Below are 14,062 nucleotides of genomic sequence, written 5' to 3'. Positions count from 1 at the left end.
AAATGACAAAAAGCTCTTTCTTGTAACTGAAAGGAATAAGCCAAATAACCATCACAAACCCGATGAAAAATCGATAAATACAAATAAAAAATAGAACTTAGATTAAATTTAACAAGTTAACTAATTACTGATTTAATTTAATGATTAGCTTGGAATACTTTTTTAAATACAAAAGTATTCCTTTGTAATTAAACAAATATTTTATTAATTCAGTGATTATTTATTTATATTCAAGACCCTAAATAATTCGAGTTGCACGTAGCCAACAACGCTGCGGCTTGAATTATAACTAAATTAATACTCTAAATAATTCGAGTTACATGTAGGCGACAAGCGAAGATAGCCGATGAGCATACATAAGTATGTGATTCGGCTAGCTGAGCGCAGTCAACACCCATGTAACTTGAAGTATGACGAGTATTTAGTTTTCATGCAGCCCGCACTCACGCTTTAATCCAAAAAAACGCGTATCTTCTTCATTCATTCCCTCTTCCCATTTGCGAGTTGTATGGGTATCACCAACCGATAAATACCCTTGCTCCCACAGAGGATGATAGGGTAAATCATATTTTGTTAAATATTCATAAACTTGCTTATTATTCCAATCAATCACTGGTAAAACTTTAAAAATGCCTTTTCCGATACCTAGTACAGACAAATTTGCACGGCTTGCTGATTGTTCTCGCCGTAAACCTGAAAACCAAGTTTGTGCCTGTAATTCATGTAACGCACGCTCCATTGGCTCAACTTTATTCAATTGGTTATAACGCTCAATACCATCAAGCCCTTGCGTCCAAAGTTGACCATACAGCGCTTCTTGCCAAGCGGGCGACTGCTTTGCTCGGTATACCTGTAAATTTAAATTCAACTTATCTGTTAACGCCTCAATAAATTGATAGGTCTCTGGGAACAAATAGCCGGTATCCGTTAAAATAACTGGGATATTAGGCACAATTTGCGTCACCATATGCAACGTCAGTGCCGCTTGGATACCGAAGCTGGAAGACAATACAAACTCTGTGGGTAAGTATTCAACCGCCCACTCAACACGCTGTAATGCATTCATAACTTCTAGTTGGGAATTAAACTCAGCGAGATAAGCGACTTGCTGGGGCTTATCGAGTGCGGTGAGCGTTGCTAGCTCAAGTCGGCTCATACTGCCTCCTTAACCTCATAAAAATCGACGGCTGAATTCAATACTGGTTTTACGACATTGGTGCGAATAAGGAAATCGCCAAACCCTTCGTCAGGCAAGCGTGCCTTTGCCCAGTCACCGATTAACTCATCTAAAATGGTTAGAATTTCCGCACTGCTAATGTTTTCACGATACATACGTGGAATACGAGTACCAATGCGATTTCCACCTAAGTGTAAGTTATATCTATCAACAGCTTTGCCGACCAGCCCAACTTCTGCCAACATCGCTCGCCCACAGCCATTCGGGCAACCCGTTATCCGCAGAACGATATGTTCATTGGCCACTTGATGAGAGGCCATGATTCTTTCCACCTGACTAATAAATTCAGGTAAAAAGCGTTCTGCTTCCGCCATCGCGAGCGGGCAAGTTGGAAATGATACACAAGCCATGGAATTTTCACGTTGCGCCGTTATGTCATCACTCATTAACCCATGAGATCTGGCAATCGCTTCAATTGCCGCTTTTTCACTTTCAGGTACACCCGCTACAATTAAGTTTTGGTTTGCCGTTAAACGAAAATCACCTTGATGAATACGCGCAATTTCAGCCACTCCGGTTTTTAATGGCTTGTTATCTAAATCAATTAATCGACCATTTTCAATAAACAATGTTAAGTGCCAACGGTTATCAATCCCTTTGAGCCAGCCAATTTTGTCACCACGTTCAGTGAATTGATAAGGCCGAATGGGCTCAAAAGTCACACCAGAGCGCCTTTCGACTTCTGCTTTGAAGGTATCGACCCCCACACGCTCAAGGGTATATTTGGTTTTTGCATTTTTACGTTCAGTTCGATTCCCCCAATCCCGTTGAGTGGTGACTATCGCTTCCGCAATCGCTAACGTTTTGTCTAATGGAATAAACCCAAACTCACTGGCTAGGCGAGGAAATGTTGCAGTATCCCCATGAGTCATAGCTAAACCACCACCCACCAGCACGTTAAAACCGATTAACTCACCATTTTGGGCAATTGCGATAAAGTTCATATCATTTGCATGCAAGTCCACATCATTTAGTGGTGGGATCACGACTGAGGTTTTAAATTTTCTTGGCAAATAAGTTTGCCCTAAAATTGGCTCTTCATCCGTTGTTACTATCTTTTCTTTATCTAACCAAATTTCCGCGTAAGCACTAGTTCGCGGTAATAAATGTTCAGATATTTTCTTTGCCCATTCATAGGCTTGTTGGTGCAATTCAGACTGCACTGGGTTAGACGTACATAACACGTTACGGTTAACGTCGTTCGCCGTTGCAAGAGCATCTAAACCAACATGACTTAGCATTTGATGGGCAGGCTTTACATCCCCTTTGAGGATGCCATGGAACTGAAATGTTTGCCGATTTGTAATACGCACACTGCCATACAGCGTGTGCTCCGTGGCAAACTTATCAATATCAAGCCATTGCTTGGGCGTAATTATGCCGCCCGGCAAACGACAACGCAGCATCATTGCATGGCGAGGTTCAAGCTTTTGTTCCGCCCGCTCGGCACGAATATCACGGTCATCTTGTTGATACATCCCGTGAAAACGAATCAACAGGAAATTATCGCCTTCAAATCCCCCTGTTAACCCATTTTTTAAGTCATCCTTAATGGTTCCACGCAAGTAATTACTGTCTTGCTTCATGCGTTCACTGTCGGCGAGTTTACCTTCGACAATTAAGGGCTTTTGTTGTTGTTCATTGCTCATTAATAAACATCCCTCTGATAACGGCGCATTACGCGCAGCTCACTTAAAAATTCATCAGCTTCTTCACTATCCATGTTCCCGTATTGACTGACGATATCTAATAATGCCTGTTCGACATCTTTGGCCATGCGGTTTGCATCACCACAGACATAGATGTGCGCACCTTCTTGTAACCATTGCCATACTTCTTCACCTTGTTCGCGAAGTTTATCTTGTACATAGATTTTTTCTTGCTGGTCGCGGGACCATGCTAATGAAATATGGGTTAATAAACCGTCTTTGACATAGCGCTGCCATTCCACTTGATAGAGAAAGTCATCAACAAAATGTGGGTTACCAAAGAATAACCAGTTTTTCCCTGTCGCACCGTCATTGTCACGCTGCTGTAAGAAAGCGCGAAATGGTGCAATCCCCGTTCCAGGGCCAATCATGATCACAGGCGTATTAGGGTCTTGTGGTAGACGGAAATTATCATTGTGCTCAATGAATACGCGAAGTTCATCATCCTCATTTAAGCGATCAGCTAAGAAACCGGAAGCACCACCAGTGCGCGCCTTACCATCAATCTCATAGCGGACAACACCAACCGTTGCATGAACTTCATTTTCTACCTCAGATTGGGAAGAGGAAATTGAGTATAAACGAGGGGTTAGCGGGCGCAGTAGGTCAATAAATTCTTGAGCCGTCGGCTGAGATGCCGCTTGGCGTACCATATCCACAATGGGCGTATTTTGTGCGTAGTGTAAAATAGCGGTTTTATCGCTAATCAATGACAACAACGCATCATCTTTTGACAGCTGAGCATATTTTTCAACAATCACTGGGGTATTTTGTGTTAGTTCTAATTGATAAATCAGCGCATCACGTAATGAATGGCGCTGTGAACCAATAAAGACTTCTTCGTCACCTTTCAGCCACAATAAAGCCACCAGCTCATCAACTAAAGCAGGGTCATTATCGAACCAAACACCTAGCGCATCACCTGGTTGATAACGTAAACCAGAGTCACCGAGATCAATTTCAATATGGCGAACATCTTTTTGCGAGTCTCGACTGGTGATCTTTTGGTTACTCAGAAGCGACGCTGTTAATGGCGCCGTTTTACTATAAGGTGATGAATGAATTTCATTCACACTTCCTGTTTGAGTCGCCAATAATTGGCTATCACTTTGAGCAGGAACGCGAGCTTTTAAAATTTGTGTCAGGTTTTCAACCCACTCACTCGCAATCGCTTGATACTCAACATCTGCATCAATTCGCTCGATTAATGATACTGCCCCTAATGATGCAAGTCGTGAATCGAAATCTTTACCCGCTTGGCAAAATTTTTCGTAAGAGGAATCCCCCAGCGCGAAAACCGCGTAGCTGGTTTGTGATAAATTAGGCGCTTTTTTAGAATGAAGGTATTTATACAGTGCAACCGCTTCTTCAGCGGGCTCCCCTTCCCCCTGCGTTGACGCTACAATAACCAACACTTTTTCTTGGTTAATTTGCTTGAATTTATAATCCCCAGCATTCACTAAATTCACGCTAATTTTTTCACCAACCAAGCGCTCTCTGAGCTGCTCTGATAGGCGACGAGCATTTCCAGTCTGTGATGCTGAGATAATTGTGATAGTGTCTTGCGTAACTACAGGTGCACTGACCGGTGCATCAACTTGCGTATTTTGATTTACCACTCCCCACAAATAACCAGAAAGCCATGCGAGTTGATGAGATGAGAAATCATCAACGGCCGTCTGTAAACGTGTTAATTGCTCAACAGATATTGGCAGCGCCGCTAATGGCGGCTGTTTTTTTGTCATTATCTTGTAACCCCAGCGTTATTCATCTTTGATTTAAAAAAACGATGCCATGTCATTACCCCAGAAAAGACCGACAACCTAACACCTGCTCATTCACCCGAATAATTAGGGTAATAAAGCAAAAAATACCGCAGTACCTGAAACATATAGGGTATGCCGTTAGGTTATAACAACCCTAGATAATGGGATAAGAAACGATAGCCATAATTAATAACTAAAAAGCCTAAAGCAATTAACTGATGGATCATATTGATAAAAGCGGTTAACGCTATTTTAGTAATTAAAGATATTTTCACCTAAAAATGCAGTACAATACGCTGTTTATTCACAACAAGGAGCCACATATGAGTACAACAATCTATAAAGATTTCACTTTCGAAGCCGCCCACAAACTTCCTCATGTACCAGAGGGTCATAAGTGTGGCCGACTCCATGGCCATTCTTTCATGGTGCGTTTAGAAATCACCGGTGAAGTCGACTCACATAGTGGTTGGATTATTGATTTTTCCGATGTAAAAGCCGCTTTTAAGCCTATTTGGGAACGCTTAGACCATCACTATTTAAATGATATAGAAGGGTTAGAAAACCCAACGAGTGAGGTATTAGCCCAGTGGATTTGGCAGCAAACTAAGCCTTTACTACCATTATTAAGTGCGGTTACCGTAAAAGAAACCTGCAATGCAGGCTGTGTCTATCGCGGGGAAGCTTAAAAGTTAATGCGCTAAAAAAGTCATATAACAGTAGGGATACACGCTCCTCAGACCGCTGACTTAGCGGCAAGCCCAATAGATTTTTAAATGAGGGGCTAAATCCCTATATCCTCACTTTCGACTCATCACCCATATCAACGCCTAACGCTGCATAGCCCCCTGACTGCCTTTAATAGGCTAAATTTTAAAGATCCGTATGTTATGAGGGTAAGGTTAAAGCAAGAAATAAATCAGTGACTGACATTTCCCTCTTTAACATTAAGGATATAAAAACATTAATTTGACATAGTGCATCAAATTATAACCTGATCTATTATTTATTATTATTTACTTTTAATAAGGTAGGGAAAATGAATCTATTTCAACAAACACCTAAGTCCAGAAGGCGCTATGGACTAGCAGCATTTATCGGTTTAATTGCAGGTATTGTCTCTTCGTTTGTCAAATGGGGCGCTGAAGTTCCATTACCGCCAAGAAGTCCAACGGATATGTTTAATGCAGCTTGTTCACCTGAAACACTGATTCGTGCAGCGGAACAAATTGACTGCTCACGTAATTTTCTTAATCCACCTTATATTTTCTTAAGAGATTGGTTAGGGATCGCTGACCCCAACGCTGCAGTTTACACTTTTGCTGGGCACGTTTTTAATTCAGTGGGTGTTACTCACATCATATTTTCTATCGTGTTTGCTGTCGGGTATTGTATTGTTGCTGAAATATTCCCTAAAATTAAGCTATGGCAAGGGTTGTTAGCGGGTGCACTGGCGCAATTATTTGTCCATATGATTTCATTCCCTCTAATGGGGCTCACCCCTCCACTTTTCGACCTGCCATGGTATGAGAATGTATCAGAAATATTTGGTCATTTAATTTGGTTTTGGTCTATTGAAATTATTCGTCGTGACTTACGTAACCGTATTACTCACGAGCCAGATCCTGAAGTACCATTAAACCAACCATTTAGATAATTTAAAGCCCCCCAATAAGCGTTTTCCAACTATTGGGGGTTACTGCTACGTTATCGCTATTTTTTTATTGAATATCCAAATACTTATGTGTTTGAATCGATAAACGCCAGTTACGTTGAATGCAGGTTTCGATACACAATTTCGTTGCCGCCGCCTTTTGGCTAATTGGCTGCAATGCTACTACAGGAGAGGCTTCGACAGTACGTAATGCTAAAATTTTCTCAAGTGCCTCAATATCTTTTTCGCGAGCAACAGGGTGTTTAATTTCATTAGCGCGATTTACTGCTTGCCTGATCACCTGTAACCCTCCTTTCATACCGACTTTTGGTGATACGGTAACCCATGTTTTTTCTGTGCATTGAATAGGGTATGTGCCGCTAGTTTCAATTTGGCATTGATATCCATGCTGTTCTAATATCGCAGTCAATGGTTGTAAATCATAAATACAAGGCTCACCGCCGGTAATAACAATATGCTGTGCGCTGAAGTGTTTTTCTTTCATTAATTGAATCAATGCCTCACCGCTTGCCATAGCCCATAAATCTGAATCAATCGTTTTAAGTGCGATATCCCCTAGGGTCGATTCTTTATCTTGTTCTTTTTCCCATGTTTGTTTGGTATCACACCAGCTACATCCAACTGGGCAGCCCTGCAAACGAATAAACACAGCTGGAACACCAGTAAAAACCCCCTCTCCCTGAATGGTTTGGAAGATTTCATTAATTGGGTATTTCATATCACTCCTAAAATAGTTAACTAAGCACACATTATATTGCAGATATCTATCTCACGAACAAGGAAGTTTGTGATAATGTAGCCACCTTAGGGTTCAATAAAGTACGTCCGACTGAATAAACAATACCGAAAGCATATTCGGAACAACATATCGAACGAAGAAAAAGACAGGAAAAGACATGCAAAGTAGTGAACAAAATCAACTCAGAAAGGGGCTGAGTGTTCGGCACATTCGCTTTATGGCTTTAGGGTCAGCGATTGGTACCGGCTTATTTTATGGTTCTGCTTCCGCCATTCAAGCGGCAGGCCCTGCAGTTTTACTCGCTTATATGGTCGGTGGTGCCGCTGTATTTATGGTCATGCGAGCCTTAGGCGAGATGGCTGTGCATCACCCAGTACCCGGTTCATTCTCTCACTACGCTAGCCATTACATGGGCCCCCTCGCTGGTTTTTTAACTGGCTGGAACTACGTATTTGAAATGTTAGTTGTGTGCTTAGCTGATATTACCGCTTTCGGGATGTACATGGGGTTCTGGTTTCCACATGTTGACCAATGGGTATGGGTATTAAGTATCGTGCTATTTATTGGTGCGCTCAATTTATGCCATGTTAAAATTTTCGGTGAAATGGAATTTTGGCTGTCTATCGTGAAAGTCTCCGCAATCATCGCAATGATTGTTGGTGGTACCTTCTTAATGTTCTACGGTTTCGGCCAAGAAACTGACCATGCGGTGGGTATCCAAAATCTCTGGGAACACGGTGGCTTTATGCCAAACGGTATTGAAGGCGTTATTGCGTCCTTAGCCATTGTAATGTTCGCCTTCGGGGGTATCGAAGTAATCGGTATTACCGCCAGTGAAGCGCAAAATCCAGAAAAAACCATTCCTAAAGCAATCAATGCAGTACCTATTCGTATTTTATTATTCTATGGGTTAACACTTTTTATTCTGATGTGCATCTATCCGTGGAACCAAATCGGTCAAAATGGCAGCCCGTTCGTCCAAATTTTTGATAGCCTAGGTATTCAATCAGCGGCAAATATCTTAAATATCGTGGTGATCACAGCAGCAGTCTCAGCTATCAATAGTGATATTTTTGGTGCTGGTCGTATGATGTATGGTATGGCACAAGACAAGCAGGCACCAAAAGTCTTTACCAAGTTAACGAAAAGTGGGGTACCTTGGGTCACTGTGCTGGTGATGTCCGTTGTAATGTTACTCGGCGTGTATTTGAACTACCTACTTCCAGAAAAAATCTTTGTGATTATTGCATCAATCGCAACCTTTGCTACAGTTTGGGTCTGGTTAATGATCTTACTTTCTCATGTTGCAATGCGTCGCCAAATGAGCACTGAAGAAGTTAAAAAACTCAAATTCCCAGTCCCATTTTGGCCGATTGGCCCTGCGCTGACTATTGCATTTATGGTCTTTGTTATCGCATTACTAGGCTTCTTTAAAGACACCCAAGTTGCCCTTCTCGTTGGGTTTGCATGGGTGGCAATATTGAGTGTCACCTTCTTTATCATGCGTAAATTTCAAAAATCTTAATCAACAAAAGCATTTATAAAATAAATTTAAGCCCTATATTTATATGATATAGGGCTTTTTGTTATCAAACGAGTGCTTGCTTAATATCGGCAATCAAATCATCAACGTTTTCTAACCCGACTGATAAACGAATAAGTCCATCACTAATGCCGTACTGCTCTCGCTCCTCAGCGGTGTAAGTAGAATGGGTCATACTTGCAGGGTGTTGAGCCAATGACTCACAATCACCGAGGCTAACCGCACATGAAAATAACTGCAGGTGATTCAAAAACTGCTTACCCGCCTCAAGGCCCCCTTTAAGTTCAAAAGCAATCATCCCTCCAGGTAACTTCATCTGCTTTTGAGCTAATGCGTATTGTGGAAAACTCAGTAAACCTGGATACATTACCTGAGAAACTTCAGATAACGAGGCCAAGTATTCTGCAACTTTCTGTGCATTCTCAACCACCCTTTCCATTCTGATTGGCAATGTTTTCATTCCTCGCAATATAAGATTTGCATCATGAGGGGATAAACAAGCACCAGTCATGTCCTTTAGTCCAACTAATCTGATTTGCTTAGCCAAATCCTCCGTTGTGACAACCGCTCCAGCCATCACATCACCATGCCCATTCATATATTTAGTCAATGAATGAATGACAATATCTGCCCCAAGCTCAAGCGGTTTTTGAATGTAAGGAGTACAATAGGTATTGTCTACTGCCACTAATATTTGTTGGTTATTTGCAAGGTTATATTGCTTAACGATATGGCTCACGGCATTAATATCAACCAAACGCATATTTGGGTTTGCAGGTGACTCGAAAAATATCATCTTTGTTTGTTCAGTGAGTTCCTGTGCCACATTATTAGGGTTACTCATATCAATGTGACGGACTTTAACCCCAAATCGAGCTAATCCATGATGAAAGAATGAGTATGTACAGCCATAAACCGTCATATCAACTAACAGCTCATCTCCAGGATTAAGTAATGTCCAAAGAGTCGATGTTATTGCCCCCATCCCTGAAGAAAATACAATTGCTGCATCTCCCTCTTCTAAATCAGCCAATCGCTTTTCCAGCAAATTCAATGTTGGATTATTTATTCGAGTATAAATGTAACCATTCAATTCGCCGCTAAAACAGGCGGCACCTTCTTCGACATTATTAAATACATAAGTTGAAGTTTGATAAATGGGAGAAGAAAGTGATCCTAAATTTTCGGCTGCATCATAGTAATTGTGTATCACACGCGTATCAAAAGAATATTGTCTATCTAATATCATACCACCTCCGAAATATTACCCCTCTTGGGGTGAAGATAATCGAGAACCCATTATTTGCAAGGTTCGTAAAACGGTACTAATTCCACGTAATGTGTTTGGATCTTTTAATAAAACATACACCGAACGAAAATTTGGATTTTTACTATTATATCTCTCTTCCATTTTTGCCATATTATAAGCAGCGCCTAACTCCCAGACTGGCGCTAAAGTGTCTTCAAATGAATTTGCCAGTTTCTCTACAGTGCTATTATCGGTAATATCAATGAGGTCAGAAATTAAAGAAAGTAAATCAACAATATTATCTAAACGATTCAACTGTAATAAAGGGGCTAATTTTTCGGCGAAATGATCACCCGAATCAGAATTAAGAAGTTCAATTAGTTTACTTTGATTTTCATTATTCGACATTTTTATTTCCTCCTTAAACTAAACCACGAATAGCAGCCCAATAAATACCTCTATTAAAGCCATTTCTTAGTAATCCTCCTAATTTAGTTGGAGGCGTAGGAATAACGTCGTGTTTATAATCGTATTGCAAAGGCATCCCTGCCGTTAATCCCATTTGGGCAACAGCTTGAACTCGCCCATCATAAATAGCTGCAGGATAGCCATAAATTAATTCTCCGCAAATATTATCAGCTATAATTGCAGCTTGATTATGGCAACTTCCACCTGCTTTACTGATCGGTAAATCAACAGTATCACCTATAACATAAACACCATCTACACCATAAACTTGCATAGTTTCGTGATCAGTTGGCAGCCATCCTTCACCATTATTATGTTCACTCAGCCCGGTATTAATAACTGCCTCAACCGCAGTAATAGGAGGAGTACTAATCAGTAAATCAAAATTTTGCTCATCCCCTTCTTTCGAATAAGCTATCTTCTTATCTGGATCAACTTTATCTAAAGTAAACCCTCTTTGTGCTTTAATATTTTTAGCGGTGAATACTTCAGGAATAACTTCACAAACAGGTTGTTGCATGAATAAACAGTTGCGCAATAATTGTGAAACTGTTGGATAGGTATAAACAATTTCAATATTATCCCTAACCCGGCGTTTACGTAAAAACTCATCAATCATTAAAGTTGTTTCCATCGGTGCGATACCACACTGATGGGGTACATTAGGTGTTTCAGGGAATGATACCGTAATAAAAATTCGACCTTTTTCAATCTTAGCCAATTGATCAGCTAGCTTTCTCGATGCATCATAAGCATAAAAATGGTTACCAATATCCTTTAAACCTTCAATGCGCTCAGGTTTAGGCACGCAACCTGTCGCAATAACAAGAAAATCATAATTATATTTTTTTCCATCCTTCGAGTTTAGCGCTTTATTTTTAAAATCAAAGTACTCAATTTTATCAATAGCTAACTCTATTTCAGGCCTTAACAACTCTCTTTCTGGGCGACTTAATTCATCTTTAAAGAAGAGATTAAAGGCAACATACATAAATGCAGGTTTATAGTAATGTATTGGATTATCAGTAATTAATGTTATTTTTATTTTTTTGGAAAAAATTTCTTTACTCAACTTTCTGGCAAGTGTATTCGCTAGCATCGTTCCACCAGTTCCACCGCCAACAATAATTATATTTTTCATTACATTAACCACCGTATATATAATTAATTAAGTTTTATACGCTATACCGTTCAGTTATAAATATAGCCCATAGAAAATTAATTCCAATACAATAATTAGGGTATAGTTTAAAAAACAACAAATAAAACTAATCACTTATATTTATATAACCTGACGAATAAGTTAATTATGAAAATTATAATTATGGAAATTATATTACATAATTATAATTTCATTTAATAAGAATAATGTCCAACAATATCCCAACGAAATAGAACATCTTCCATAATTTGCCCATATCCGATATTGTGCATAATTAAATAATTATGTGTATTGGGTGATTTTATCGAAGTTACAATGCCAATATGAGGCCTACCATTATCTAAACGCCATGAGACAATATCGCCAGGTACATAATCACTGGCACTCTTTGAAATAGGCTTATTTTTCCCTTTACGTGAAAAAAAGACCTCTAAATTAGGCACGCGACGATGGTCAATATTTGTATCTGGTTTACGTAACCCCCACATACGTTGGCTGGGATATTGGCGAAAATTTGCTTTCATGTCTTCATGAACTAATTTTTGTAAATCAATACCAATTTTCCGGTAGCTTCGTATAACAACATCAGAACAAACGCCATACTGCTCAGGCACATCACCATTTGGATAAGAGATTCGTCGATAAGATGAGTCATAAATAACTAAACGAGGTAACTGTTCCGCATGTTTAGCTAACAATAAGCTCGATCCATTTGCTATTTGTGCAAAAAAGAAGAGTGTGTACAAAAACGATATTTTCAACCTGATATTCCCCATAAAAATAGTTCATCAAATCTACAATTAAATACCAGAGAAAATAAGGGGAGATAATCTTAATTACTTAGAAAGCGTAAATTTGGTCATAATAGGGTTATGATCAGAAGCATCTGTTGGTAGTACAATGCTGTTTTTAACTTTCAATCCACGATAAAATACGTAATCTAAAGGGCGACCAAAGGCCTTAGTACGGTAATCATCATTAAATGCAATTTCTTTTAAACCAACACTACGAATAAACCGTTTTAATGCATTCACTCGTTGCCTGCTCCATGCATTAAAATCACCCGCGAGGATCACCGGGCCAACATGTTTAGCAATATGAATTCCCAGCTTACTTAATTGCCGAGTATAAACATCCACACCAAAGCTGAAGTTAATTGCATGCACATTAGCTACCATCAAGTGTTTTCCATTTGGTAACGGATAAACCGTAATCAGTGCAGATTTAGCTAGCCGTAAAAGTGGCTCTTTTTCTCTTAAAGGACAGCAATATATCGGATGTGAAGCTGCGAGGGTCATTACTCCAGCAGGGTGAGGCGAGAAAGGTAATGCAGGTACTTGGTCAGCAATTAATTTATGTGATGCTGCAAAAGATATTAGCTCAGGTGACATTTGAGCCTCTTGCAGCAAGATTAGTTTTCTATCTTTCACTAATTCGTTAAGGGTGTGTTTCCAATTTGGACGTTGCTGTTTGTAAATATTCCATGTAACCACATCAAGAGTTTCCCCCGCTGCAAACAGTGGTAAACCAATTGGAAGTGATTCACCTAACATATGAACAGGCATCGGCTGAATACGTTTAGCGGGCTCACCTGCAATATACCGAACAGAATAGGTTCTTTTCGCCAAATTTGAGTCCCTATATCACAGAAAAATAATGAAAATCTTACACTTTTTGATTAGTTACTACAGGTAGTATATCAAATTTGAGGTGTTATGGCTTATCAAATTTAACACAACCACTAACTTAACCATGAGGCCTTTAAGCTTTACACTAAAACTTAAAATGGATAATACTGAATTGGTGGCTATTCATACTACTTACTTTTTTATTCTCACTCTATAAATAATATGTGAGTTGTTACTCACTACTTTGTATCTCTCATTAACATTCGCCCTCTAAATGCATTGAAGATACAATTTAATTTTTCCCAACTACAACTACACTTCTTATTTCTCCATCGCTTTATATCTAAGTTCTTTATCACCCCACACTCTTTTGCTAATTAAATAGAGGTGAGCTGTTACTCACTACTTTGACTCAAGCCATTCCATTCATCGCGGTGATAGGTAAACCACCACCACTATATTCATTGGGTTTTACTAAAACTCTACTCTCCACCAAAAAGCTTGTGAGCTGTTACTTACTACTTTGCTTCCAGTAATCCTATTCATGACGGTAATAGGTCAGTTTCCCATTCATAGTACTCATTTGATTTCCTTAAAAACCCCTACAACTCCTCTACAATATGTGAGCTGTTACTTACTACTTTAGGTCAAGCAATTACATTCATCGTCGTGATTACTGAACGTAAATACCCTGCCTCTATTTGATCTTATTTAAAAATTCTACGCCTCAACAAGAGATAAGTAAGCTGTTACTTACTCCTTTGGTTTCAACAGTTCTATTCAGTATGGTTAGCGGTGAACGAAAAAAGGGAAGGAATGGCGTAAGGAATAAAGGAATAAAGGAATAAAGGAATAAAGGAATAAAGGAATAAAGGAATAAAGGAAT

The 14,062-nt window shown here is 39.6% G+C and carries 12 protein-coding genes; 3 read left to right on the top strand and 9 right to left on the bottom strand.

The window, feature by feature from the left end; all coding sequences use genetic code 11:
• Positions 1 to 421 precede the first annotated feature (421 nt).
• The 3 genes from cysH to cysJ are packed head-to-tail and all read right to left on the bottom strand — an operon-like array spanning position 422 to position 4,691.
• Positions 422 to 1,156, bottom strand: coding sequence for a phosphoadenosine phosphosulfate reductase (cysH, locus tag PSF09_RS19020; protein WP_272666466.1), 735 nt, complete (start codon positions 1,154 to 1,156; stop codon positions 422 to 424).
• Positions 1,153 to 2,886, bottom strand: a complete 1,734-nt coding sequence (cysI, locus tag PSF09_RS19015) for an assimilatory sulfite reductase (NADPH) hemoprotein subunit (RefSeq protein WP_272684331.1) — start codon at positions 2,884 to 2,886, stop codon at positions 1,153 to 1,155. The genes cysH and cysI overlap by 4 nt, the downstream gene beginning before the upstream one ends.
• On the bottom strand, positions 2,886 to 4,691 hold the full coding sequence (gene cysJ, locus PSF09_RS19010) for an NADPH-dependent assimilatory sulfite reductase flavoprotein subunit (protein WP_272684330.1): 1,806 nt from the start codon (positions 4,689 to 4,691) through the stop codon (positions 2,886 to 2,888). The genes cysI and cysJ overlap by 1 nt, the downstream gene beginning before the upstream one ends.
• Before the next feature lie 344 nt (positions 4,692 to 5,035).
• Between cysJ and queD the strand changes: the two genes are divergently transcribed.
• Complete coding sequence (gene queD / locus PSF09_RS19005; protein WP_004913900.1) at positions 5,036 to 5,401, top strand: 6-carboxytetrahydropterin synthase QueD; 366 nt, start codon at positions 5,036 to 5,038, stop codon at positions 5,399 to 5,401.
• A 350-nt stretch (positions 5,402 to 5,751) separates the two neighbouring features.
• A complete protein-coding gene (locus PSF09_RS19000) occupies positions 5,752 to 6,369 on the top strand; it encodes a YagU family protein (RefSeq protein WP_272684329.1) in 618 nt (205 codons plus the stop codon).
• Positions 6,370 to 6,433: 64 nt separating this feature from the next.
• On the opposite strand, the gene queE is transcribed toward PSF09_RS19000, so the two are convergent.
• Complete coding sequence (gene queE, locus PSF09_RS18995; RefSeq protein ID WP_210836777.1) at positions 6,434 to 7,105, bottom strand: 7-carboxy-7-deazaguanine synthase QueE; 672 nt, start codon at positions 7,103 to 7,105, stop codon at positions 6,434 to 6,436.
• A gap of 178 nt (positions 7,106 to 7,283) precedes the next feature.
• Between queE and PSF09_RS18990 the strand changes: the two genes are divergently transcribed.
• Positions 7,284 to 8,651, top strand: coding sequence for an amino acid permease (locus tag PSF09_RS18990; protein WP_272666462.1), 1,368 nt, complete (start codon positions 7,284 to 7,286; stop codon positions 8,649 to 8,651).
• A 64-nt stretch (positions 8,652 to 8,715) separates the two neighbouring features.
• On the opposite strand, the gene megL is transcribed toward PSF09_RS18990, so the two are convergent.
• The 5 genes from megL to PSF09_RS18965 all read right to left on the bottom strand — a co-directional run bounded on the left by megL (position 8,716) and on the right by PSF09_RS18965 (position 13,176).
• On the bottom strand, positions 8,716 to 9,918 hold the full coding sequence (megL, locus tag PSF09_RS18985; RefSeq protein WP_272666461.1) for a methionine gamma-lyase: 1,203 nt from the start codon (positions 9,916 to 9,918) through the stop codon (positions 8,716 to 8,718).
• A 15-nt stretch (positions 9,919 to 9,933) separates the two neighbouring features.
• On the bottom strand, positions 9,934 to 10,326 hold the full coding sequence (locus tag PSF09_RS18980) for a hypothetical protein (RefSeq protein ID WP_272684328.1): 393 nt from the start codon (positions 10,324 to 10,326) through the stop codon (positions 9,934 to 9,936).
• A 13-nt stretch (positions 10,327 to 10,339) separates the two neighbouring features.
• A complete protein-coding gene (locus PSF09_RS18975; protein ID WP_272684327.1) occupies positions 10,340 to 11,527 on the bottom strand; it encodes an NAD(P)/FAD-dependent oxidoreductase in 1,188 nt (395 codons plus the stop codon).
• Between the two features lie 215 nt (positions 11,528 to 11,742).
• On the bottom strand, positions 11,743 to 12,324 hold the full coding sequence (locus PSF09_RS18970) for a DUF1287 domain-containing protein (protein WP_272684326.1): 582 nt from the start codon (positions 12,322 to 12,324) through the stop codon (positions 11,743 to 11,745).
• A 60-nt stretch (positions 12,325 to 12,384) separates the two neighbouring features.
• A complete protein-coding gene (locus tag PSF09_RS18965) occupies positions 12,385 to 13,176 on the bottom strand; it encodes an endonuclease/exonuclease/phosphatase family protein (protein ID WP_004913919.1) in 792 nt (263 codons plus the stop codon).
• Positions 13,177 to 14,062 lie beyond the last annotated feature (886 nt).

The sequence above is a fragment of the Providencia sp. PROV141 genome (assembly GCF_028481645.1).
Classification (GTDB): domain Bacteria; phylum Pseudomonadota; class Gammaproteobacteria; order Enterobacterales; family Enterobacteriaceae; genus Providencia; species Providencia rettgeri.
The sequence above is the reverse complement of the archived record's forward strand: the minus strand, read 5'-3'. Positions and strand labels throughout refer to the sequence as shown.